The sequence below is a fragment of the Nocardia sp. NPDC049526 genome, from assembly GCF_044465765.1.
In the GTDB taxonomy this organism is placed as follows: domain Bacteria; phylum Actinomycetota; class Actinomycetes; order Mycobacteriales; family Mycobacteriaceae; genus Nocardia.
This window is the reverse complement of record NZ_JBITMA010000018.1, coordinates 54,656-77,447: the sequence shown is the minus strand read 5'-3', so window position 1 is coordinate 77,447 and position 22,792 is coordinate 54,656. Positions and strand designations below refer to the sequence as shown.

Annotated in this window: 19 protein-coding genes; 10 read left to right on the top strand and 9 right to left on the bottom strand. The window is 65.2% G+C overall.

The genetic code is table 11. The features are described from left to right. Nucleotides 1-9: 9 nt before the first annotated feature. The 3 genes from ACIBW7_RS37760 to ACIBW7_RS37750 all read right to left on the bottom strand — a co-directional run bounded on the left by ACIBW7_RS37760 (nucleotide 10) and on the right by ACIBW7_RS37750 (nucleotide 4,201). A complete protein-coding gene (locus tag ACIBW7_RS37760) occupies nucleotides 10-2,427 on the bottom strand; it encodes a HelD family protein (protein ID WP_397055007.1) in 2,418 nt (805 codons plus the stop codon). Between the two features lie 84 nt (nucleotides 2,428-2,511). Further along, nucleotides 2,512-2,850 carry an antibiotic biosynthesis monooxygenase family protein gene (locus tag ACIBW7_RS37755; RefSeq protein ID WP_397055005.1) on the bottom strand — a complete coding sequence of 113 codons (339 nt, stop codon included), beginning with the start codon at nucleotides 2,848-2,850 and terminating at the stop codon, nucleotides 2,512-2,514. Between the two features lie 7 nt (nucleotides 2,851-2,857). Further along, complete coding sequence (locus tag ACIBW7_RS37750; protein WP_397055003.1) at nucleotides 2,858-4,201, bottom strand: diguanylate cyclase domain-containing protein; 1,344 nt, start codon at nucleotides 4,199-4,201, stop codon at nucleotides 2,858-2,860. A gap of 216 nt (nucleotides 4,202-4,417) precedes the next feature. Here ACIBW7_RS37750 and ACIBW7_RS37745 point away from each other — a divergent pair, with 216 nt between their 5' ends. Then, a complete protein-coding gene (locus ACIBW7_RS37745; RefSeq protein WP_397055001.1) occupies nucleotides 4,418-5,608 on the top strand; it encodes a beta-ketoacyl synthase N-terminal-like domain-containing protein in 1,191 nt (396 codons plus the stop codon). Nucleotides 5,609-5,614: 6 nt separating this feature from the next. On the opposite strand, the gene ACIBW7_RS37740 is transcribed toward ACIBW7_RS37745, so the two are convergent. Further along, on the bottom strand, nucleotides 5,615-7,354 hold the full coding sequence (locus ACIBW7_RS37740) for a GAF domain-containing sensor histidine kinase (protein ID WP_397054999.1): 1,740 nt from the start codon (nucleotides 7,352-7,354) through the stop codon (nucleotides 5,615-5,617). 138 nt (nucleotides 7,355-7,492) lie between these two features. Here ACIBW7_RS37740 and ACIBW7_RS37735 point away from each other — a divergent pair, with 138 nt between their 5' ends. Then, nucleotides 7,493-8,281, top strand: coding sequence for a sigma 54 modulation/S30EA ribosomal C-terminal domain-containing protein (locus ACIBW7_RS37735; protein WP_397054997.1), 789 nt, complete (start codon nucleotides 7,493-7,495; stop codon nucleotides 8,279-8,281). Here the strand turns inward: ACIBW7_RS37735 and ACIBW7_RS37730 are convergent. Beyond that, a complete protein-coding gene (locus ACIBW7_RS37730; protein WP_387295502.1) occupies nucleotides 8,278-8,910 on the bottom strand; it encodes a response regulator in 633 nt (210 codons plus the stop codon). The two genes, ACIBW7_RS37735 and ACIBW7_RS37730, sit on opposite strands and share 4 nt — an antisense overlap. A gap of 584 nt (nucleotides 8,911-9,494) precedes the next feature. Between ACIBW7_RS37730 and ACIBW7_RS37725 the strand changes: the two genes are divergently transcribed. The 3 genes from ACIBW7_RS37725 (at nucleotide 9,495) to uvrA (ending at nucleotide 14,928) form a co-directional block, all read left to right on the top strand. Beyond that, the gene (locus tag ACIBW7_RS37725) at nucleotides 9,495-9,695 is read left to right on the top strand and encodes a hypothetical protein (RefSeq protein WP_397054995.1); all 201 of its coding nucleotides are present in this window, start codon (nucleotides 9,495-9,497) and stop codon (nucleotides 9,693-9,695) included. Next, nucleotides 9,692-11,788: a glycogen debranching N-terminal domain-containing protein gene (locus ACIBW7_RS37720; protein WP_397054993.1), complete on the top strand. Its 2,097-nt coding sequence runs from the start codon at nucleotides 9,692-9,694 to the stop codon at nucleotides 11,786-11,788. The genes ACIBW7_RS37725 and ACIBW7_RS37720 overlap by 4 nt, the downstream gene beginning before the upstream one ends. 116 nt (nucleotides 11,789-11,904) lie before the next feature. Continuing rightward, nucleotides 11,905-14,928: an excinuclease ABC subunit UvrA gene (gene uvrA, locus ACIBW7_RS37715; RefSeq protein WP_397054991.1), complete on the top strand. Its 3,024-nt coding sequence runs from the start codon at nucleotides 11,905-11,907 to the stop codon at nucleotides 14,926-14,928. A 168-nt stretch (nucleotides 14,929-15,096) separates the two neighbouring features. Here the strand turns inward: uvrA and ACIBW7_RS37710 are convergent, their stop codons facing one another. From ACIBW7_RS37710 to ACIBW7_RS37695, 4 genes are all read right to left on the bottom strand, one after another. Next, nucleotides 15,097-15,804, bottom strand: coding sequence for an alpha/beta fold hydrolase (locus tag ACIBW7_RS37710; RefSeq protein WP_397054989.1), 708 nt, complete (start codon nucleotides 15,802-15,804; stop codon nucleotides 15,097-15,099). 232 nt (nucleotides 15,805-16,036) lie between these two features. Beyond that, nucleotides 16,037-17,578, bottom strand: coding sequence for an FAD-dependent monooxygenase (locus ACIBW7_RS37705; protein WP_397054987.1), 1,542 nt, complete (start codon nucleotides 17,576-17,578; stop codon nucleotides 16,037-16,039). A gap of 45 nt (nucleotides 17,579-17,623) precedes the next feature. After that, nucleotides 17,624-18,244: a TetR/AcrR family transcriptional regulator gene (locus ACIBW7_RS37700; protein ID WP_397054985.1), complete on the bottom strand. Its 621-nt coding sequence runs from the start codon at nucleotides 18,242-18,244 to the stop codon at nucleotides 17,624-17,626. Between the two features lie 59 nt (nucleotides 18,245-18,303). Further along, nucleotides 18,304-18,648 carry a DUF1844 domain-containing protein gene (locus ACIBW7_RS37695; RefSeq protein WP_397054983.1) on the bottom strand — a complete coding sequence of 115 codons (345 nt, stop codon included), beginning with the start codon at nucleotides 18,646-18,648 and terminating at the stop codon, nucleotides 18,304-18,306. 339 nt (nucleotides 18,649-18,987) lie between these two features. Here ACIBW7_RS37695 and infC point away from each other — a divergent pair, with 339 nt between their 5' ends. The 5 genes from infC to ACIBW7_RS37670 all read left to right on the top strand — a co-directional run bounded on the left by infC (nucleotide 18,988) and on the right by ACIBW7_RS37670 (nucleotide 22,707). Then, a complete protein-coding gene (gene infC / locus ACIBW7_RS37690; protein WP_084508992.1) occupies nucleotides 18,988-19,674 on the top strand; it encodes a translation initiation factor IF-3 in 687 nt (228 codons plus the stop codon). A 60-nt stretch (nucleotides 19,675-19,734) separates the two neighbouring features. Continuing rightward, nucleotides 19,735-19,929, top strand: a complete 195-nt coding sequence (gene rpmI, locus ACIBW7_RS37685) for a 50S ribosomal protein L35 (protein WP_040689021.1) — start codon at nucleotides 19,735-19,737, stop codon at nucleotides 19,927-19,929. Nucleotides 19,930-20,030: 101 nt separating this feature from the next. Then, entirely contained in the window at nucleotides 20,031-20,411 is a 381-nt protein-coding gene (gene rplT, locus ACIBW7_RS37680; RefSeq protein ID WP_040689024.1) for a 50S ribosomal protein L20, read from the top strand. Nucleotides 20,412-20,448: 37 nt separating this feature from the next. After that, nucleotides 20,449-21,246, top strand: coding sequence for a TrmH family RNA methyltransferase (locus ACIBW7_RS37675; RefSeq protein WP_397054981.1), 798 nt, complete (start codon nucleotides 20,449-20,451; stop codon nucleotides 21,244-21,246). Between the two features lie 663 nt (nucleotides 21,247-21,909). After that, nucleotides 21,910-22,707 (top strand): hypothetical protein, encoded by a 798-nt coding sequence (locus tag ACIBW7_RS37670; protein WP_397054979.1) that lies wholly within the window; start codon nucleotides 21,910-21,912, stop codon nucleotides 22,705-22,707. Nucleotides 22,708-22,792 lie beyond the last annotated feature (85 nt).

Sequence of the window (22,792 nt, the reverse complement as noted above, 5' to 3'; positions counted from 1 at the left end):
TCGTTCTCGTCAATCCAGTGCGCTGAGCACCGGTGGCAGGTCGCCGGTGTGCACCACGCCGAGTCGCTGGGTCGCTCGGGTCAGTGCTACGTACAGGTCGTTCATCCCACGCGGCGATTCGTCGAGGATCCCCTGGGGTTCCACCAGATAGACCGCGTCGAATTCCAGGCCCTTGACCTCGTGCACCGTGAGCACCCGGACGGATTCGCCCGCCAACTCGGCGAAGTCCGCGACCATCTCATGCGGTGTGATGACGGCCGTGGTACCGGGGCCGGTCTCCCCGGCGACTAATTGCGCTACCGCACTGCACAATTCGCGCGCATCGACAGCATGGGCGCGGGCCCGCACACCCGTCTCCCGCACCGACCGCGGCACCGACGCGGCCGGATCGATCTCGGCGAGCACATCCGCCGCGACCGCCATGATCTCCGCTGGGGTCCGGTAGTTCACGGTCAACTCGGTGAGCTTCCATCGTTGTGCCACATAGGGTTCCAGCATCCGTTGCCAGGACGAGGCGCCCGCCGGATCACCGGTCTGCGCGACATCGCCGACCACCGTGACCCACCGGTTCGGAATGCGGCGCATCACCATTCGCCAGGCCATCTCCGAAAGTTCCTGCGCCTCATCGACGATCACATGACCGTAGGTCCAATTGCGGTCACCCGCCGCGCGTTCCGCAGTGGTCTGCCGGTTGCGCACATCCTGACGTTCGGCCAGCTGGCCGGCGTCGATCAGGTCGTAGGCCATCAGGATCTCCGGATCGAGGTCGTCCTCGAGATCCTGTGGCGCGGAACCGGTCAGGATGTCGAGCGCGTCCTGCGCCTCGGCCAATTGGGACCGCCAGCGGCGGCGGGCGCGTTCGCGTTCCTCGGTGTCGTCGATGCCGAGCAGTTCGGCTAGTTCGTCCAGCAGCGGTGCGTCCGGCGCACTGAATTCGCCGTTGTCCGAGCGCGCGAGTTCGGCTCGGTCGGCCGGATCCAGACTGCTCGCGGCCCGATCGAGTCGCTTCGGATCGGCCAGCAGATCCGCGAGCACCTCCTGCGGCGACAGGATCGGCCAGAGCTTGCCGATGGCCGCCTGGATCTCCGGATCGGCGCGCATTTCGTCCCGGATCTCGGCGAGATCGGTTCGGCTGAGCAGACTTTCCTTACCCACCCCGTCGGCTGCGCCTCCTGCCATCCCCCGGTGGCCGCCGGACAGATCCGCGCCCATGGTCTGGGCCAGTTGTTCGGTGAGCGCGTCGATGACCGAGGAGGCGAAGATCGGCCGGGCCAGATTGTGCGGGCGCCGCGAGGAGCGGGCGCGACCGCGCGCCTTGGTGGCGATCTTGCGATCGAGTGTGACCGGGTAGCCGTCGAAGGCGAGGCGGACCGGCTCGGAGGGTACCTCTTGACGGTCGCGCACCGCCTGCTTGAGCACCTCGAGCATGGCCAGCGAGCCCTTGACCGCACCGGCGCGCAGCGAATCCTCGCGGGTGGCCTTCACTCCCGGATACAGATCGCCGATGGTGGACAGCAGCACGCCGGTCTCACCGAGCGATGGCAGCACCTGACCGATGTAGTCGAGGAAGGTGGCGTTCGGACCGATGATCAGCACACCGCTCTTGGCCAACTGTTGACGGTAGGTATACAGCAGATACGCCGCGCGGTGCAGTGCGACGGCGGTCTTGCCGGTGCCCGGACCGCCCTGGACCACCAGCACGCTCTTGTGCTCGGAGCGAATGATCGCGTCCTGCTCGCTCTGGATGGTCTCGACGATGTCGTTCATATGGCCGGTGCGCGCGGCATTGAGCGCCGAGAGCAATGCGCTCTCGCTGCCGACCCCGCCCTCGCCATCGGTCACACCGGCAGTCCGAGCGGCGTCGAGGTCCAGGTATTCGTCATTGATGGCCGTGACCCGCCGATTGCGGGACCGGATATGCCGGCGTCGGATCACCCCGTCCGGGGCGGCGGTCGTGGCGAGATAGAACGGACGGGCCAGGGGCGCGCGCCAGTCCAGCAGCAGCGTCTCGTAATCGTCTTTCTCGTCGAGGATGCCGAGCCTGCCGATGTAGCGGTATTCGCCTTCTTGGCCGCTGGCGACTGCTTGCGGGTCGCTCGAAACGGCGCCGCTGGCGACTGCTTGCAGGTCGCTCGAAACGGCACTGCCGTCGAGGTCGATGCGGCCGAAACACAGGCCGTGTTCGGCGGCGTCGTATTTGGCCAGATCCTCGGAATAGAGCTGGCTGAAGGATTCGCGTTCGGTGCGGGCCTGCGGGGTGCCACCGGTTTCCAGCAGCACGGTGCGCAGCCGTTTCGTGGCGTATTCGCGCATATCGTCGAGTCGTTCATAGAGCACGGACAGGTAGGCCTGCTCCAGGTCGATTTCGCGGTTCCGCTCGGGTGTGCCGTCGTGCGCGGCACGATCCTGAGTGAGGCGGTCGGGCAAACTGAACTCCTTGTCACCGCGATGAGCCGGTGCACACGCAGGTCACGGTGCACGCGAACGCCATTGAAAACAGAGTTTTCGATTCTACTGCCGGTTCGGCGGGCTCGCTGTAACCGCAGGTAGCAGGTCCGTGGCCAGGACCGGCGTGAAATGTTGGACGACGGGGAACGGTTCGTAGAAGTGATGCAGCAGTTGCTTCCAGCGCTGATATCCGGCGGACCCGCGGAAGCCATCAACATGGTCGCTCAACTGTTCCCATCCCACCAGCAGCAAATAGGTGTCGGGCGCCTCGACGCACCGTGACAGCGATAGCGACCGGAAGCCCGGCATGCTCTCGATGATCGGCCTGGCCTCGGCGAACGCCGCCTCGAAGGCCGCCGACTCGGCGGCGCGGACGGGCAACAGCGCGTGTTCGATGATCATGGAACCCTCAGGAAGCGTGCGTGTTATTCGGTCTGCGGCCCAGGCTGGTGGCTTCTCGGTGGCCGGTCGGCTTGGCGCGGTACATCGCCAGATCGGCGTCGTGCAGCACCGCCTCGGGCGTGCGGTTGTCGCCCTCTGCGAGTTCGGTCACACCGATCGAGGCGTTCACCTCGATCCGGTGCCCGCGCGCGATGATCGGCTCGGCCATGGTCGAGCGCAGCCGCTCGACCAGCGAGTCGAGATCGACCCGTCGGGTCCGGCCGGACAGCAGCACCAGGAATTCGTCGCCGCCGAGCCGGCCGACCAGATCGGTGCCGCGCAGTGCCCGCTGCAACCGCTGGGCCACGATCTGCAGCACGGTATCGCCGATCGCGTGGCCGAGGGTGTCGTTGATCGCCTTGAAGCCGTCCAGGTCGATGAACAGCACCGTCGAGACCGGCAGATCCTCGCTGGCGGCCAGCGCATTGGCGAGCTGGGACAGGATCAGTGAGCGGTTGGCCAGTCCGGTCAGCGAGTCGTGTGTGGCCTGGAACTCCAATTGCCTTCGACTGGCCCGGAAGTCGGTGATATCGGCGAAGGAGGACACCGCGGATGAATTCGGATCGCCCGGATTGAGCAGCCGCGAACTGCCGGAGAGCCAGCGACGCTGACCGTCGTGACGGTCGACGCCGAAGATGTATCCGGTGATCGTTTCGCCGGTCGCCAAGGTGCGTGCGACCGGATGTCGGCTCGGCGGTAGCGGCTGGGCATTGGCGTCGAGCAGGATCAGCGGCAGTTCGTCGATGGCGGCGCCGATGAGTTCGCCGGTGCGTTCGTCGGTGCCGAAGATCCGCACGGCCGCGGGATTGGCCGATTCGATGCGGCCGTTCCGGTCGATCACCACCACGCCCTCCTCCAACTGTGAGACCACCGTGGTGAAGTGCTGTTCGGCCCGGCGCTGCGCGGCCTCGGCGGCGCGCTGTGCGGTGAGATCGTGGATGACCACCTGATAGGCGAGATGGTCGTGCCATACGGTGAGCACCGAAACGGTCTCGACCGGGACGATCTCGCCGTCGACCCGGATCAGCTCCATTTCGGTGGGATCGGAGGCGGCGCCCGCGGTGGTCAGCTGGTTGATGCGGTCCACCATGCCGGGTACCGAATCGGGATGCACGAATCGGGTCAGTGGCCGGCCGATCAGCTGATCGGCGCTGTCGGCGGCGAGCATGCGCGCAGTGGCTTGATTGGCGTAGACGACGGTGCCGCGCTCGTGCACGACGATCCCGTCCGGGGTGTGTTCGACCAGGGACCGGTAGCGCTGAGCCAGCTGCTCGGCGTCGACCCCGGCGTCGACCGCCTTGTCCTGATCCACTCCGAACCCCCGATCATCGACCCGATCATGGCCATTGGAACATGGGATTATTCTGGTCTCGACGTGTACAAGATCACATCGTCGACGCTATTGCTTCGCTCACAGTCCGGGCACTCCATCCGCCGCTATCTGATGATCATTGGAGAACCCGGATTTGTGAACATTTCTCGAGCCGAACGTCGCCTCGGCCCCGGGAGCCGGTAAAGGAGCGATGCCATGCCGGGTACCAACCCGAACCATGAAAAGCGCCATCAAGATCATATGACGATCGCCGGGATCGGTGCGGTCAGCGGGTACGGCTGGGGTCGGGAGACGCTCTGGCAGGGGCTGCTGAGCGGGAAATCCGCGGCCTCGCTACAACCAGGCTACGGCTTCGGCCGCGATGAGTACGCCTGGGTTTCGCTCATTCCCGATGGCGGTGATCCCATGGTCAGCACCAGCATCTACGGGCGTGCGATGCAGGAGGCGGGTCGCGAGGCGATCGCCGACGCGTCCGCGCGCGGCTGGCGACCCGGCCGCACCGTCGGCCTGCTGCACGCCATCGTGCTCGGCGACGTCGCCAATTGGCGCGACTTCTATCTGATCGATCAGGGGCACCGGCGCTCGCGCGACTACATGCGACTATTGCCTTCCACACCGATCTCGGTGCTACAGCAGGAATTCGGCTTCCACGGGCCATCGATGAATGTCTCGGCGGCGTGCAGTTCGGCGAATGTCGCGCTGATCACCGCCGAACTCTGGCTGCGGTGCGGTGTCGCCGACGACGTGATCTGCATCGCCACGGATATGTCGGCCACCCCCGAGATGCTCGAACACTTCGTCCGGCTCGGCGCCGCGGTCGGCGATGCCGAACCGCTGGCGGCCTGCCGCCCCTTTCAGGAGGGCAGCCGCGGTTTCAGTATGGGTGAGGCGTCGGTCGCCTTCGTCCTCACGCGCTCGGTCGAGCGGCCCTATGCCGCGGTGCTCGGCGGCGGCATGACCAATGACGCCTATCACGTGGTTTCGGTCGATCCCGGGCACACCCAGATCTTCAACTGTGCGCGCCACGCGCTCGCGGACGCTGCTATCGCCCCTACGGACGTACGGTATTTCAACGCGCACGGCACCGGCACCCGGCAGTGCGATATGGCCGAGCGGGATCTGCTGCGGCGGATGTTCGCCGACCGGCCCCACGTCTATTCGGTCAAGCCGCTGGCCGGGCATTGCCAGGGCGCGGCGGCCGGTGTCGAAGTGGCCGCGGCGGCACTGACCTACGACCGCGGCATCGTGCCCGCCGCACCGATCGTCGCCCCCGCCTACGAGCGACTATTGGGTGGTCCGACGCCCTTCGAGGGCGGGATCACGGCCAAGCTGTCGCTCGGCATGGGCGGCAATAATTCGATGGTCGTGCTCGGTCCAGTGGACTGAGCCGAGCTACGGAAGCGGCACCGACCAGGACAACTTCGTGCCCGGCGTGCCCTCTGTTTCGTGCATACCCGCCACCGCGGGTCCGATGGTGAACTGCCCGTCCGACTTCTCGGCCCGCTGCTCCAGATTCCGCAATCCGCTGCGGATCACGTGATTCGGGATGCCCCAGCCGTCATCGGTGACCACGATGGTCAGATCATCGGCCACACTGATCTCCACCGAGACGGTCGCCGCGCCGGAATGCCGGACCGCATTGCTCACCGCCTCGCGCACCACCGCCTCCGCGTGATCGGCCAATTCGGCCTCCAGCACCGATAGCGGCCCGATCACCTGCACGGTGGCCCGCAGCGGCGAATCGGTGGTCTGCTGGCGCACGGCATCCTCGAGCCGCTGCTGCAATTCGATGCTGCCGCCATTGCCGCCGTGCAGATCGAAGATCGAGGTGCGGATCTCCTGGACCACCTCCTGCAGATCATTGATGACCGTAGAAAGGTGTTGGCGCACTTCGGGTACCTCGGCGCGCGGTACCGCGCTCTGCAGGGTGAGCCCGATGGCGAACAGCCGCTGGATCACATGGTCGTGCAGGTCGCGGGCGATGCGGTCGCGGTCGGCGAGGATATCGAGTTCGCGCATTCTGCGCTGGGTTTCGGCCAGCTGCATGGCCAGTGCGGCCTGGTCGGTGAAGGCGTTGGTCAGCTCGACGAGTTCGTCGGGATAGGGCGGTGAGCCGATGGGACGCACGGTGACCAGCGTGCCCAGGGTGGCGTCGGGTGTGCACAGCGGCAGGATCAGCGCGGGCCCGACATCGTGCAGTGGGACGCCGAGGTCGATCAGGGCGGCATCGTCGAAGCGCAGCGGTGTCCGGCGGGTGAAGGCTTCGCCGAGTGCGGTGCCGTCGGCGTCCACGATCAGTCCGTCGAATCCGCTACCCGGACCGGACCATTGGGTAATGACGAGTTCGGAGACCGCGGCGAGTTGGAGTTGCGGTACCGCGGTGCTGGCGAGAAACGATTGATGCGAGCCGGTCAGGGTGCGCGCATGGTCGACGACATGGGCGAGCACAAGATCGGGTTCGGTACCCGCGAGGAATTCGGTGGCGATATCGCGGGTGGCCTCGATCCAGGCCTGTCTGGTGCGTGCCGATTCGTAGAGCCTGGCGTTGTCGACCGCGATACCGGCCGCGGCCGCCAGCGCCTGCACCAGCACATCGTCATCCTCGGTGAACGGCTGACCATTGGCCTTCTCGGTCAGGTAGAGACTGCCGAAGACCTCGTCGCGGATGCGCACCGGGACGCCGAGGAAGGTGTGCATCGGCGGGTGGTGTTCTGGAAATCCCACGGACGCAGGGTGTTTCGAAAGTTCGGCGAGGCGCAGCGGTTTGGGTTGGGTGAACACCTCGCCGAGTACGCCGTGTCCGGCGGGAAGTCGGCCGATGCGCTCCCGGATGGTGTCGTCCATGCCCTCGTCGAGGAACTGGGTGACCTGCTGCTCGTGCCCGCGCACCGCCAGCGCGCCGTAGCGGGCGTCGACCAGGCTGGTGGCTGTGTGCACGATGGCGCGCAGCGTTTCGTCGAGGTCGAGGCCGGAGGTGACGGTCAGCATCGCCTCGACCAAGCCGTCCATCCGGTCGCGTGAATCGATGATCAGCTCGACGCGTTCCTTGACCTCCGACAGCAGCTCCCGGAGCCGAAGTTGCGACAGCGTGTCGCGTACCGAATAGAGGCCGCTGCCCAACTCTTCGGTCATGACGGCATCCTGTTCTGGCAGGCGCGTAACAGCGCCTACGCCAGTCTAGTTGGTCGATCGAGGACTTTCGGCCCTGTTCGCGGTGGCGTAGCGGTGATGGCATGGTCGCACACCGGGAATAGAAAGTAGGGATGTCCTATGAATTCGCCGTTGCGTTCGTCGGAGCTGTGGGCCACTGCCGCCGACCCCGAGCTGGCCGTGACCACCCGTGGTGCCGTGCCGCCCGCGGATGTGACCAGGGCGGTGCGGGGGATCGGCCGCGTACTGCGCCGGTACCACCTCGACGCAGCGGCGCGGGTGCGGGTGACTGCGCCGTTGGATTCGGACGAACCCACGTTGGTGCAGGCCAACATTCGCATACACGACACCCCGACCCGGGTGCAGGTCACCGGTCCACGCGGCTTCGCGGTGACCTTCGCGGTGGAACGGCTGGACCGTCAGATCGCCCGGCTGGCGACCAAACAGTCACGCGAGTGGCCCGATCCGGCGCGTCCGCCCCTGGCCAGGGTCACCGAGCCGCGCCCGATCGTGCGGAGGAAGCACTGCGCGTTGCTGACCGGTACGCCCGCCGAGGCGTGGGCGGTGCTGGATGCGATGGATTACGACTCGTACCTGTTCATCGATGCCGAAACCGGTGAGGATGCCCTGGTGAGCTGGGCGGATCCGCTCGGTGTCCGGCTGACCAGGCAGCGCACCTCACAGCCGCCGCCGGCTCCGGCGCAGCGGCCGCTCACCGTGAATTCGCTACCCGTGATCATGGATTCGGATCCGGCGCCGTTCCTGATCGAGGAGGCGGCGGTCACCCGGCTGTGCCGCAAGGGGTTGCCGTTCCTGTTCTTCACCGATGCCGACAGCGGCCGCGGTCGCCTGCTGTACCGCCGCTACGACGGGGATCTCACCATCGTCGTTCCGGTCGAAATCCGCTAGCTCTCACGCAGTTTGGAGGCCAGTACCGCGGCTTGGGTGCGCCGTTCCATGCCGAGTTTGGCCAAAAGCCGGGAGACGTAATTCTTGACGGTCTTCTCCGCCAGGAACATTCGCGCCGCGATTTGTCGATTGGTCAATCCCTCGCCGAGCAGTGCGAGCAGTCGGCGTTCCTGTTCGGTGAGGCCGGCCAGCGGCCCGTCTTTTTCGGTGCTGGAACGTAGCCGGGCCTTGAGTGCGGCCGCCGCGCGGTTATCCAATAGCGAACGTCCGGCGCCGACCTGTTTGATCGCGGCGGCCAATTCCATGCCCTTGATGTTCTTGACTACATAGCCGCTCGCACCCGCCAATATCGCGTCCAACATGGCGTGTTCATCGGTGTAGGACGTCAGGATGAGGCAATGCAAATCGTCGATTTCGGCCAGCAGGTCGCGGCACAGTTCGATGCCGTTGCCGTCGGGAAGTCGGACGTCCAGTACAGCGACATCGGGTCGCAGGGCATGAATGCCCGCCATGGCGTCGGCGACATCGCCGGCCTGGCCGATCACGGTGAGTTCCGGATCGCTCTCCAGCAGGTCGACGAGGCCGCGCCGGACGATCTCGTGGTCGTCGACGAGGAACACTGTGATCACGCGACCTCCTGTGCGGTGCAGGGGATCTCGTGCGCCCCCGGCGTTTGGTCCTACCCGACAAGGTATCCCTCGATGGGCCGCACAGGTATGTCGGGAACGACAATTTCGAGGAATGGCGACTCGAATTTACCGACGAGCGCTATCGAAACACCGAAAGAAACCGACCGCGTGAATGGCATTGTGCGAATCGGGGTTCCGGGTATGCTGAGGCCGAAGTCATTCATAGCGGTCTTTGGTAGCGCGGCCTTGGAGGGCCCCATGCATAGTTATGTCGAACAATGACATATTCAGCGACGCTCGATTTCGGCAATATTTTCGGTCCGCCGCGGAGCTGTCCCGATTGTGGTTCGCATGCTATCGGCACCTTCGTCGACCACCGGGACGCCCTGTTCCGGTGCCGAGAATGCGGCGTGCAATGGCGGTTCGCACATGGCCGCGCCATTCGGGAGCTCCCTGTCATCGATCCCCAGCCGGGACCCGAAGAAGCGTGGATGTGTCCATGAAGATCGGGCTGATCGTGCCGCCGTGAGTGCCCGCACCGGTGGCTACATCGTCTTCGTCGGCCGGATGCATGCGGAGAACGGGTGCATCGGGTGGTCCGGATGGCCTGGCTGGCGCGCCGAAAACTGGTGATGATCACCAAGATCCGCGAACCGGAGCAGTGGCGCTACTACACTGAGCGGGTGCGTCCACTGATGGGAGCCGACGACCCCGAACCGCGTGAGGAGCCACTGGCGCCTCGGGTAGCGACGAGCCGGGCCTTGCTGCCCACGCCGGTCGCTTGACCAGCCCCTGGGGTGACGGCGCCGATCCCGTGGCGCCACGAGCGGTCGCCGGGGTCACCTTGGTCGAGGGCTCGACCTTCTGCATCAGCGAGGACGGCGGTGTCATCAGCCCGTATCGTGCCGAGGGATTGTTCGTGCGCGATACCAGGGTGCTGTCGCGGTGGCGGCTGACCGTCGACGGGTTGGCGCCGCAACCGCTCACCGTCCAGCACACCGAGCCCTACAGCGCGACGCTGTTGGCCAGGACGCCGCCGCGGCCCGGACGCGCCGACAGCACAGCACTGGTGACCGTCGCGCGGTATGTCGGTGACGGTATGCGCGAGGACGTGACCGTCCGCAATCTTTCCGGTGCGGCGATCAGCTGTGTGGTCGTACTGGAACTCGATGCCGATTTCGCCGATCTGTTCGAGGTGAAGGAGGGACGGATCGGCGACAGCGTGGTGGTCACCAAGAGCAAGTCGACGGCGGGCGCGGTCGAGATCAGCCGGACCGATCTGCCGCTGGCGGTGACGGTGACCGCCGCGGGGGCGACCGCGGTCGATCGCGAATTACGGTGGCAGGTCGATCTGCCCGGGCGCGGGGAATGGTCGGTGTGTATCCAGTACCAGCCGACGCTCGGCTCGGTGGTGACGCCGCGGCATCAGTGCGGGAATCCGATCTCGCACAGCGCGCCCGCACTGCGGATGCGCGAATGGTACGAGAATTCGCCGTCGGTGCAGACCGGCGATCAGACGCTCGCCGCGGTCTTGCGGCGCGCCGTCGTCGATCTCGGCGCACTGCGCATCTTCGATCCCGGTCATCCGGAGCGAGCGGTGGTCGCCGCGGGCGCACCGTGGTTCATGGCGCTGTTCGGGCGGGACTCGCTGCTCACCTCATGGATGGTGTTGCCGCTGGACCGGCGGTTGGCCGTCGGCACGCTGCAGAGTTTGGCGGGTCTGCAGGGCAGCGAGGTTCGCGCCGTGACCGAGGAGGAGCCGGGAAAGATACCGCACGAGGTGCGATTCGGACGGGCGGCGACATCGCTGCTCGGCGGTGACACCGTGTACTACGGAACCGCCGATGCCACACCGCTTTTCGTGATGTTGCTCGGTGAGTTGCATCGGTGGGGACTGGATGCCGAGACCAGGGACGAACTGCTGCCGCATGCGGATCGGGCGCTGGAGTGGATCGAGCACTTCGGTGACGCGGACGGCGACGGATTCGTCGAGTATCAGCGCGCGGCCGAGCACGGTTTGGCGAATCAGGGGTGGAAGGACTCCTGGGACGGGGTGAACTTCGCCGACGGCAGGCTGCCCGAGGCGCCGATCGCGCTCGCCGAGGTGCAGGGATATGTGTACGCCGCGTATGTGGCGCGGGCGGCGCTCGCGGCCGATGTGGGCGATCATCCGACCGCGGATCGGTTCCGCGTCAAGGCGGCCGCGTTGAAGGAAGCGTTCAACAAGGCGTTCTGGTTGCCCGAGCACGGTTGGTTCGCCATCGGTCTGGACGGGGACAAGCGGCCGATCGACGCGCTGACCTCGAATATCGGGCACTGCCTGTGGACCGGGATCATCGATGAGGACAAGGCGCGGTCGGTCGCGGATCACCTGCTGTCGCCGGAGATGTTCAGCGGGTGGGGTATCCGCACTTTGGCCACCAACATGGGTGCCTACAACCCGGTGAGCTATCACAACGGATCGGTGTGGCCGCACGACAACGCGATCTGCGCCGCCGGACTGATGCGCTATGGCTTCACCGAACACGCCAACCGCGTGATCGACGGGGTGCTCGACGCGTCCACCCGCTTCGGCTATCGGCTGCCCGAGCTGTTCAGCGGTTTCGACCGCGCGGAATTCGACGCGCCGGTGCCGTATCCGACCTCATGCTCACCGCAGGCGTGGGCGTCGGCGGCGCCGCTGCTTTTCATGCGGAGCATGTTGCGGTTGGAGCCGGGCACCGGGTCGGCGTCGGTCGCGCCCGCCGTACCGGATCGATATCTGCCGTTACGGGTCAGCGGGGTGCGGGTGGGGTCGGATGTGCTCACCGTCACCGTGGACAATGGGGGCTGGCAGCTCAGCGGATTGGCTGGAAAGCTGCGTCGATCCGACTCCTGACCTGGACCGATGACCGGGGAACCCGGTGTGCGACGAAACTTGTCGGTGGGTCGGCCTAGCATGGCGCTGGGGGTTATCACGTCTGTTGGACCGACACGATCGAGAAGGGACACCTGGTGGCGGAACGCCTCACTGTGCGCGGAGCTCGGGAGCACAATCTCAAGAGCATCGACCTCGATCTGCCCCGCGACAGTCTCATCGTGTTCACCGGTCTATCCGGTTCGGGCAAATCCAGCCTCGCCTTCGACACGATCTTCGCCGAGGGACAGCGCCGCTATGTCGAATCGCTGTCGGCCTACGCGCGCCAGTTCCTCGGGCAGATGGACAAGCCGGACGTCGACTTCATCGAGGGACTTTCGCCTGCCGTTTCGATCGATCAGAAGTCGACCAACCGCAACCCCCGGTCGACGGTCGGCACCATCACCGAGGTCTACGACTACCTGCGTCTGCTGTATGCGCGCGCCGGTACTCCGCACTGCCCGGTCTGCGGTGAGTTGATCGCCAAGCAGAGTCCGCAGCAGATCGTGGATCAGGTGCTCGCCATGGCGGAGGGCATCAAATTCCAGGTGCTCGCGCCTGTGGTGCGCACCCGCAAGGGTGAATTCGTCGATCTGTTCGACCAATTGAACAGCCAGGGCTATTCGCGCGTCCGGGTCGACGGCGTGGTGTATCCGCTCACCGATCCGCCGAAGCTGAAGAAGCAGGAGAAGCACGACGTCGAGGTCGTGGTGGACCGGCTCCAGGTGAAGCCGAGTTCCAAACAGCGCCTTACCGATTCGATCGAGACCGCGCTGCGGTTGGCCGACGGCATCGTGGTGCTGGACTTCGTCGACCGCGACGAGCACGCCCACGATCGGGAGCGCCGGTTCTCCGAACGCCTGGCCTGCCCCAACGGTCACCCGCTGGATATCGAGGATCTCGAACCGCGCTCGTTCTCGTTCAACTCGCCCTACGGCGCGTGCCCGGACTGCACCGGACTCGGCATCCGCAAGGAGGTCGATCCGGATCTGGTGGTGCCCGATCCCGAATTGAGCCTGGCCGAGGGCGCGATCGCACCGTGGTCGCGCGGACAGACCGCGGAATACTTCACCCGGCTGCTGTCGGGTCTGGCCGAAACCATCGGATTCTCCATGGATACGCCGTGGCAGGACCTGCCGCCGAAGGCACGCAAGGCGGTGCTGGAGGGCAGTTCGGATCAGGTGCACGTCTCCTACACCAACCGGTACGGCCGGAAGCGTTCGTATTACGCCGATTTCGAGGGTGTGATGCCGTTCTTGCAGCGGCGTATGGAGAGCACCGAATCCGAGCAGATGAAGGAGCACTACGACGGGTACATGCGCGATGTGCCGTGCCCGGTGTGCAGCGGTGCTCGGCTGCGTCCGGAAATTCTGGCTGTCACCATCGCCTCGGGCGGTGAGAAGAAGTCCATCGCCGATGTGAGCGAATTGTCGATCGGTGATTGCTCGGCATTCCTGAATGCTTTGACGCTTGGGGAGCGGGAGACCGCCATTGCCGGGCAGGTGCTCAAGGAAGTGCAGGCGCGCCTGGGCTTCCTGCTCGATGTCGGACTGGAGTATCTGAGCCTGTCGCGAGCCGCGGCGACGCTGTCCGGTGGTGAGGCGCAGCGCATCCGGCTGGCGACCCAGATCGGATCCGGGCTGGTCGGGGTGCTGTATGTGCTCGACGAACCGTCGATCGGTCTACACCAGCGCGACAACCGGCGGCTCATCGAAACGCTGACGCGGCTGCGGAATCTCGGCAATACGCTGATCGTGGTCGAACACGACGAAGACACCATTCGGGCCTCGGACTGGGTGGTCGATATCGGTCCCCTGGCCGGTGAGCACGGTGGTGAAGTCGTGCACAGCGGTCCGTATCAGGAACTGCTCACCGACCCGAAATCGCTCACCGGCGCATATCTTTCGGGCCGCGAGCGCATCGAGGTGCCGATGGTGCGGCGGCCGGTGAGCAAGAAGCGCCAGCTCACCGTGGTCGGTGCGAACGAGCACAACCTGCGCAATATCGATGTCAGCTTTCCGCTCGGTGTGCTCACCGCGGTCACCGGTGTTTCCGGTTCCGGTAAGTCCACGCTGGTCAACGACATTCTGGCGACCGTGCTCGCGAATAAGCTGAACGGTGCGCGGCAGGTGCCGGGCCGGCACACCCGGATCAACGGCCTCGATCATCTGGACAAGCTCGTGCAGGTGGACCAGTCGCCGATCGGCCGGACGCCACGCTCGAATCCGGCCACCTATACCGGCGTATTCGACAAGATCCGGACCCTGTTCGCGACAACCACCGAGGCGAAGGTGCGCGGTTACCAGCCCGGCCGGTTCTCGTTCAATGTCAAGGGCGGCCGCTGCGAAGCATGCTCGGGTGACGGCACTTTGAAGATCGAGATGAACTTCCTGCCGGATGTGTATGTCCCGTGCGAGGTCTGCCACGGCGCCCGGTACAACCGGGAGACGCTCGAGGTGCACTACAAGGGCAAGACCATTGCCGAGGTGCTCGATATGTCGATCGAGGAGGCCGCGGGCTTCTTCGAGCCGGTCACCTCGATCCACCGCTACCTCAAGACCCTGGTCGACGTCGGCCTGGGCTATGTGCGACTCGGCCAGAGTGCGCCGACCCTCTCCGGTGGTGAGGCACAGCGCGTCAAACTGGCAGCTGAACTGCAGAAGCGCTCCACCGGACGTACCGTCTACATCCTCGACGAGCCGACCACCGGCCTGCACTTCGAGGACATCCGCAAGCTGCTGCTCGTCATCAACGGCTTGGTGGACAAGGGCAATACGGTCATCGTTATCGAACACAATTTGGATGTCATCAAGACCTCAGACTGGGTGGTCGATATGGGTCCCGAGGGCGGTTCCGGCGGCGGCACGGTCGTCGCCGAAGGCGCCCCGGAAGATGTAGCGGCAGTGGGCGACAGCTACACCGGCCAGTTCCTGAAGGAAGTCCTGGCCCTGCCCGCCGCGACCAAGCCCAAGGCTCCCGCCAAGAAGGCTGCGGCGAAGAAGGCCCCGGCCAAGAAGGCGACGAACAATTCGTCGGCCACCAAGGCGACGGCGACCAAGATTCCGGCACCGAATGCCGCCGCCGCGAAGCGTGCATCGCGGAAGGCCGCCGCGCTCCGCTGATCTCTCGGCATCCCCTCTGGCTGGGCCGAACATTTACCCGGTTGTGCGCCTGTGCCAGCAGAGCAGGCCCGGTCAAATGGCTATACAACCTAGGGGAGGTAGTCAAATGGTGGTTGTGAGTGCACTTGGGTGCAGCCACCATTCGACTACCGTCGACGGGCCGCGGGCTCAGCGGTTCGCGATGGTGTGGATCAGTTCGGCGAGTTCCTTGTATCGGGACCACATCGGCCAATGGCCGGTGGGCAGGTCGATGTATTCGGCGTCGATCTTGGCCAACTCGGCGAAGAGTGGTTCCTGACCCGCGTCGCGGAGTTGTTTGACCAGGTCCGCGGTGATGCTGTTGCAGATCACCGTCGTCGGGATGGCAAGGCGCGCCGGGGAATCGCTCAGTCGCAGGGGAGCGGCGGCGACTCCGGCGGGTTCGGAAACGGCACGCTCGCGGAACCGGGCCAGGGACACCTCGTCCAGTCCGGTGAGGCTGTTGCCGTCCGCCTCCAACTGATCCCAATCCGGCAGCGCGAGTTCGCGCACGGTCGCGTCCAGTGCGGAATTGAGGATGAAGCCATTCGGTAGCGGAGCGGCGTCGACATAAATGCCGCGGCTGAAGCGTTCCGGGGCGATATCGGTGGCGAGATAGGCGGCCGCCGCGCCGCCGGAGTGCGCGACGACAACCACCGCTTCAACCGGGGCGATTTCGTCGAGGATGGCCTGCGCCTGCATTTCCAGGGTCGCGCCGAGCCGGTCGTCATCGGCCGGATCGAGTCCGGGCAGGGTCAGCGCCAACACATCGTCACCCCGGCCGCGCAGATCGGCCGCGACGTCGTCCCATGCCCAAGCGCCCAGCCAGAATCCGGGAATCAGAAGTATCCGTGCCATTCAGTGAGCATCGCACGCCGAACCTGGCGGAACGCAAATCCGCAGCAATATGTCTGGGTCACCGAGATCGACACGCGCACAAAGCATTTCATTGTTCACAAGATGAACTACTTCGGGTCGAGTGGGATTGCCCTGTGAGATCGACGAGCAGCGGCGGCACGGATTGCCCCGCGTTGCTTGCGGCCCACCCGGGTGGCATCTCCGCGATTCCGGGCGGGCCGCATCGGCGTGCCTACGAGCTTCGAGCTGGACCGAACCATCGCGTCAATGCGTTCCGGAGTCGGTCATCTTCGGTACCGACTTCACCTGCCCAGGCCACATATCCGTCCGGTCGGATGAGTAGCGCGTCAGCGGGCGCGTCCGGACAGGTCGCGATCACGGTGTCGACGCGGTCGTTCCAGTCGCCCGCGATATCGGCGAACCCGCTGTTCTCGGTCAATTGGACCAGCACAGCTCGTGCCGAGTGCAGCAGATCGGCGATACGCATTCGGCCGTCATAGGTTTCGAGGGTGAGGTCCGGGACCATGCGTCCGGACAGTGGGTGCGGATCGCCGATGTCGTAGCGGATATCGGATCCGGCGAGCAGATGTGCGATATGTCCAGCGCTTTCAGGTGCTTTGAGTAGTTCGCCGATGAACTCGCGCAGCGCGGTGACCTCCGGACCGGGCGCCATCAGTGCGAGCTGGGACAGTGAGTGCATCATTACGCGCTCACCGACCGGGTATCGCTCGGAGTGATAGGTGTCCAGAAGTCCCGCGGGTGCCCAACCGTTCACCTGTGCGGCGAGCTTCCAACCGAGATTGGCCGCGTCCTGCAAACCGAGGTTGAGGCCGGGGCCGCCCATCGCCGAGTGCACGTGGGCGGAATCGCCGAGCAGGAACACATTTCCGTCGCGATAGCGTTCGGCCAGTCGAGTGTTCTGGCCTTCGGTTCGGCGCAAGGCGTGCGGGCCGGATCCAGACGGTGGCGCGATCGGCAGGTCGACACCGAGCACCCGCCGCAGACTTGCGCGTAGTTCGTCGAGCGTCATCGGCGTGTCCTCCAGTACCGGATCGCCGTCGAACTCCATGGTCGCGACCAACGGGCGGCCGCGTTCGAGCTCTGCGAAGATGAACATGCCACGTTCGAGTCGGTTATGTCCGAAGGAAAGTCGCCCGAGGCCGGGAATCAGGATGCCGCCGTCTCCGGTTCGCAGTTCCTCCGGCACGCTCACATGTGCCATCCGGACCAACTTCGATGTGTTTGTGCTGCCGGGGAATTCGATTCCGGTGTGTTTGCGGACGAAGCTCTTGCCGCCGTCAGCCGCGACCAAGTATGTGGTGGTCAGGTCGTACTCGCGGTCGGGACCCGTCACCGTGACGGTCACGCTCCCGTCCTGCTGGACCAGATCGGTCAGCTCATGGCCCCAACGGATTTCGATACCGAGTTCGCGTGCCCTTTTCTCCAACAGGCGAACCAGTTTCGGCTGGGGGATGGGCAGCGCGTACATCGGATTGTTCGCAACTTCGGCGAATGACACCGGCATCCCACTGAACAGATAGCCGGGCACGGGCTGCGGAGCGCCCGGCGCGCCGCCGAATTCGTGGTACAGGCCGCGCATATCCAGCAGCCGAATCACCTGGCCGACAAGGCCGTTCGCTTTCGGCTCGGCGCTGGGCTCGCTCAGTTTCTCCAGCACGATGGGACGCACGCCGACCAGTGCGAGTTCGCAGGCGAGCATGAGCCCGTTCGGCCCGGCACCGGAAATGACTACGTCGAAAGAGTTTTCGGGCATGACAAATACACCTCTTGTTGCCTTTGAAAGTGGGTGTGCGGTGAGTCAGTCGTCGACGGAAGGCGCGGGAAGTCCCGCGGCTACCTCGTCGATGGCTTGTCGTAGCAGTGTGGTGAGCAATACCGGCGGATCCGCGTACACATAGGTCGCGGTAGCGGCCTGGTAGATCGCGCCGATCGCGCCGACGACGAGGCGTGGATACAGATCGCGGGCCGCGTCGGTTCCGGTGCGTGCCGCGATCTCCTCGATCCAGTCGTCGGATACCGCCTTGGACACCGCGGTTCGGGTCTCGGGTGCCTCGAGCAATTCGCGAATGACCGCCAGTTGGTGCGCGGTCGGCGGGTGGTCCCCGGCGCCGTCGACTTCGAGTGGTTCGAGGATCGCCGCGGTGATCGCGGTCCAGAGCGGCTCGTCCACGGGCCGGTTCCGTAGTGCGATCAGACTGCGCTGGATCCGCTCGGTCTGCCGGAATGCCAGCGCCTCGTGCTTACCGGTGAAGTAGTTGTTGAAGGTCCGGACCGACACGCCCGCTCGGGCGGCTATGTCCTCTCTGGTGATATTGGCCAGTCCGCGTTCGAATGCCAGCTCGAGCGTCGCATCGCTGAGTGCCTTGCGGGTGTCGAGCTTCTTGCGCTCGCGAAGGCCGAGGACTTGCTCATCTGGCATGACACCAGAGTAGGGCAAAACTTGCCCAGTGGGCAATGTTTCCCGTCGGGCAAAATTATCTAGGCGTAGACCGGGCCGGTGTACTTCTCGCCCGGACCCTTGCCCGGCTCGTCCGGATGCGCCGAGGACTCGCGGAAGGCGAGCTGCAACGACTTCAGGCCGTCGCGATACGGACCGGCATGCGGACCGAAGTATTCGATGGACGAGGTGACCAGCCCGGCGAGCGCGGTGATCAGGCGGCGCGCCTCGTCCAGATCGCGGCGTGGGCTGTTGTCCGGATCCGCGTCGGCGAGTCCGAGCTTCTCCGCCGCCGCGCTCATCAGCATCATCGCGGCGCGGCTGATGATCTCGACCGCGGGGATATCGGCCAGCTCGCGGATGTCGGTCGCGTCGGACTCACTCATGCTCACGAGGATGGCATCGTGGTGGTCGGGCGCGGTCGCCGGGGCGGGGCGATTCGGCGATAGCGAGTGGGAATGTTAGACTTTCCGCTGACGACCGCCCCGGGCTTGCTCGGGGCTGATAAGTGGAGCCCGACTCCCACCGTTGCCGACGAGCAATCGTACTGGTCAAACGGTCCGGTCGCCCGCCCTGCCTGGGCGGGTTTCTTGTGCGCAGGATCCTCGGCGAGGATCATCGCGGACAAGGTCGACGCGAGCATGCTCGTGGTCGAAGGCCGGTCGACTCGGGCCCCGTGGCGGAATACCGCACCGGGGCCTTTGTGTTGAAAAGGGGTTGCCGTTATTGCGTGCGGTCGTCTGACGACACCGCTTGACCTAGGAGGCCCCATCAGCACTGAGACCCGCATCAACGATCGCATCCGCGTTCCCGAGGTCCGACTTATCGGACCGGGTGGTGAACAGGTTGGGATCGTGCGTGTTGAAGATGCACTACGCGTCGCCCTCGAGGCGGATCTCGACTTGGTCGAGGTCGCGCCGGATGCCCGTCCACCGGTCTGCAAGATCATGGACTACGGCAAGTTCAAGTACGAGACGGCGCAGAAGGCGCGCGAGTCTCGCAAGAACCAGGTGCAGACCGTGATCAAGGAGCAGAAGCTCCGTCCCAAGATCGACGACCACGACTATGAGACCAAGAAGCGCAACGTTGTTCGCTTCCTCGAGGCCGGCTCGAAGGTCAAGGTGACGATCATGTTCCGCGGTCGTGAGCAGTCGCGCCCCGAATTGGGCTTCCGGCTGCTGCAGCGTCTGGCCTCCGACGTCGCCGAATTGGGTTTCGTCGAGACCTCCGCCAAGCAGGACGGTCGCAATATGACCATGGTCCTCGCGCCGCATAAGGGTGCGAAGACGCGGGTGAAGGCGCAGGAGGATTCGCGGGCACCGCGTCCCGCGGCCACCGAAGCGCCTGCCGCTCCCGCACCTGCCGCGGGTGCACCGGTCGCCGAACAGGCCGCGCCGGCCGACCCGCAGTAATACCGATCAGAAAACCGGTGGTCCGGGAGGACCACCGGTACGAGACAGATAGAGGAATCCATGCCGAAGATGAAGAGCCACAGCGGCGCCTCGAAGCGATTCAAGGTTTCGGGCCGTGGCAAGCTGCTGCGTCAGCAGGCGAACCGTCGCCACCTGCTCGAGCACAAGTCCACTCGCCGGACTCGTCGTCTGGACGGCACGGAAGCCGTCGCGTCCGTTGACGTCCCTCGCGTCAAGCGCCTCCTGGGTCTCTGAGACCTAGCCCAGCACCCGCGCGACCGGGATTCCGGACGCCGACCATCGACCAATTCCAGGGCGTCACGCACACCGCCCCCTAGATCTAAAAGGACTGACCCATGGCACGCGTCAAAAGGGCCGTCAACGCGCAGAAGAAGCGCCGTTCCGTTCTCGAGGCCTCCAAGGGCTACCGCGGCCAGCGCTCGCGGCTGTACCGCAAGGCCAAGGAACAGCAGCTGCACTCGCTCACCTATGCCTACCGGGACCGCCGGGCGCGCAAGGGTGACTTCCGCAAGCTCTGGATCGCCCGCATCAACGCCGCGGCGCGCCTGAACGACATCACCTACAACCGCTTCATCCAGGGCCTCAAGGCCGCCGGTGTCGAGGTCGACCGCAAGATCCTCGCCGAGCTCGCAGTCTCCGACGCCGAGGCGTTCGCCGGTCTGGTCGCCGTCGCCAAGGCCGCCCTCCCGCAGGACGTCAACGCCCCGGCCGCCTGATCCGGCCTGCGTGACGACACAGCATTCGGAACGACCCGTGGACGCGCTCTCCGAGCACAATCCGCGGGTCGTTTCCGCTGTCAAGCTCCAGCGCGCCGCGCAGCGGCGCAAGACCGGGCAGTTTCTGGCCGAGGGCGCGAATTCCGTTGCGGCGGCACTGGAAACCGGTCGGGTGCGCGAGCTGTTCTACTCGATGCACGCCGCGGTCCGGGAGAATCAGCTGATCGCCGGTGCCGCCGCCGCGGGCGTGCGCACCACGTTGGTGAGTGAGCGCGCCGCCGAACACCTCGGTGAAACCGTCACTGCGCCAGGGCTTGTCGCGGTATGCGACCACATCGACGTGCCGCTGGCGGACGTGCTGGCCGAGCGGCCGAGACTGCTCGCCGTCCCTGTCGAGATCGCCGAGCCCGGCAATGCGGGCACTCTCATTCGAGTCGCCGATGCGGTTGGCGCGAATGGTGTTGTGCTGGCGGGGGATGCGGTCGATCCGCACAATGGCAAATGCGTCCGCGCGAGTGCGGGCAGTTTGTTCCACGTGCCGATCGCGCGGCATCGCGATATCGGCGCGGTGCTCGATGCTGTTGGGGCAGCGGGCATTACGGTGCTCGCCACTGCCGCCAAGGGCGAGGTTGATCTGGACGACGCCGACGAACTGTTGGCCGGTCCGGTGGCGTGGCTGTTCGGCAATGAGGCGCACGGCTTGGATCCGTCGGTCGCCACCCGGGCCGACCATCGGGTACGTATCCCGATCCACGGCCGCGCCGAGAGCCTCAACCTCGCCGCCGCAGCCGCTATCTGCCTGTACGCGAGCGCGCGGGTCCAGCATACGAAGTAGGCCGCCGCGAACCCGCAGTGGAACGCTCGGGCCAGGTGAGCCCGTACTCAGCGTGCCGGTTGCGTCGACTTTGCCGCCTTTGAGGTGTGTGCAAGCCTCCGCGCACGCTATACAGCGTGTGACCCCTCAGCGGAGGGTACCGATCTTCTGTGCCATGGCGATCGACGGACTCGACCAGGGCATGCTCCAGGGATACCGCACCACACAAGTGGCGATCGAACTCGTCGACCATCTTCTCGACCGAGTGCTGGGCACGGATACCGGCGTGCCCTGAATATCGTTCGGAAGTACCGGGAAGCGATCGCCTTCCATATCTGCGTGCCGGCCGACTCAGTGGGTGTTGGCTCGTCGGACGCATGCGGCGAGGCTGGCGGGTGCGAGTTCGTGGAAGGCAGATGCCAAGCGCCCCTACAGCGTGCGTCAACGATGATGGTTCGGTGTCTCGCGCGGCACTGCTACTGGAGTAGCAATCACCCTGGTGGCCAGGCAATTTCAAGGATAGGCAAGATCATCGTCACCTTGACAAACCGGACGACGCCCGAGAGGCTGACAGGCAGTCGTCGCCGTAGGGTGCAGCCAACTGCAGGGGAGGGGTTCGATGTCAATTCAAACCACAAAAGGACACTGTCCCGCGCAGTGGTCAGAAGGTTATGAGGTGATGTGATGGCGGCGGGGGGATACTTCAATCACTACGACGACCCCGATGAGTACTGGGACGAAGAGCCACTTGTACCAAAGAGGTCCAACGCCGCCCGGCCTGTTTCGCTGCCACCTGCTGTCGAGCCGAAACCATCACCGGCCGTCACCAAGTCGACGCCGCCACAGGCGCAGGCCCCCTTTGCGGCGGCTGACTCATTCGCAACTCCAACCCGTATCGGGTCATCCTTCGCCTCAATGGAACTCGACCGCGGATGCCTTCCGATCCGCATTCTGATCCGTCCGCAGTGGAGCCGCTATGTTGCTCCCCATGAGGTAGGCGCCGAACTTATGGCAGCCTACAGAGCCGCTGTGGAGAAGCGTATAGACCAGTTGTACGCATCTGGTCGTCGGCCGACTCCGCAAGAAATTTCGGAGGCAGCGATCCCGGATCACCGGACAATTCTGATGGTGTTGCTCGAGACTCGAACCTGGGAGGAATACAGCATCGCGTCCAGCAGCATGATCAACAGCGGCCACTTCCAAGCATCGGGTCAAGTCATATTTCACGGACAACATCCCGTCAGGCTGACCGCTGACGTATCCCGACTGCTGTCGATCGAGGTGCGAAATGAATGGGCAGCGACCGCGCAGCCCGATCGGATCGTAGACGAAATCCTGTGGTGCGCCGATCAGATCCGTTCCATGCGCCCAAAGCGCATCGTCCGGGGGGACTATTCACGTTATGCAGACGATGATCTGGAATATCGGTTGGACCACCATCGGCTGCAGCTCCTAGAAGAACGGATGGGTGATGGCAGATAAGCTGACACTTAACCTGCGAGCGATGAGATTGGCTGCCACCAGCTGGGGTGAAGCTGCCAGGAACCTCCAGGCGGGAGTTGAGACA

Excerpts from the sequence above, each read along its gene's own strand:
- rpmI (WP_040689021.1), top strand. The coding sequence starts at position 19,735 with ATGCCGAAGATGAAGAGCCACAGCGGCGCCTCGAAGCGATTCAAGGTT.
- ACIBW7_RS37705 (WP_397054987.1), bottom strand. The coding sequence starts at position 17,578 with ATGCCCGAAAACTCTTTCGACGTAGTCATTTCCGGTGCCGGGCCGAAC.
- ACIBW7_RS37700 (WP_397054985.1), bottom strand. The coding sequence starts at position 18,244 with ATGCCAGATGAGCAAGTCCTCGGCCTTCGCGAGCGCAAGAAGCTCGAC.
- rplT (WP_040689024.1), top strand. The coding sequence starts at position 20,031 with ATGGCACGCGTCAAAAGGGCCGTCAACGCGCAGAAGAAGCGCCGTTCC.
- ACIBW7_RS37735 (WP_397054997.1), top strand. The coding sequence starts at position 7,493 with ATGAATTCGCCGTTGCGTTCGTCGGAGCTGTGGGCCACTGCCGCCGAC.
- ACIBW7_RS37670 (WP_397054979.1), top strand. The coding sequence starts at position 21,910 with ATGGCGGCGGGGGGATACTTCAATCACTACGACGACCCCGATGAGTAC.
- ACIBW7_RS37695 (WP_397054983.1), bottom strand. The coding sequence starts at position 18,648 with ATGAGTGAGTCCGACGCGACCGACATCCGCGAGCTGGCCGATATCCCC.
- ACIBW7_RS37755 (WP_397055005.1), bottom strand. The coding sequence starts at position 2,850 with ATGATCATCGAACACGCGCTGTTGCCCGTCCGCGCCGCCGAGTCGGCG.
- ACIBW7_RS37710 (WP_397054989.1), bottom strand. The coding sequence starts at position 15,804 with ATGGCACGGATACTTCTGATTCCCGGATTCTGGCTGGGCGCTTGGGCA.
- ACIBW7_RS37745 (WP_397055001.1), top strand. The coding sequence starts at position 4,418 with ATGCCGGGTACCAACCCGAACCATGAAAAGCGCCATCAAGATCATATG.
- ACIBW7_RS37740 (WP_397054999.1), bottom strand. The coding sequence starts at position 7,354 with ATGACCGAAGAGTTGGGCAGCGGCCTCTATTCGGTACGCGACACGCTG.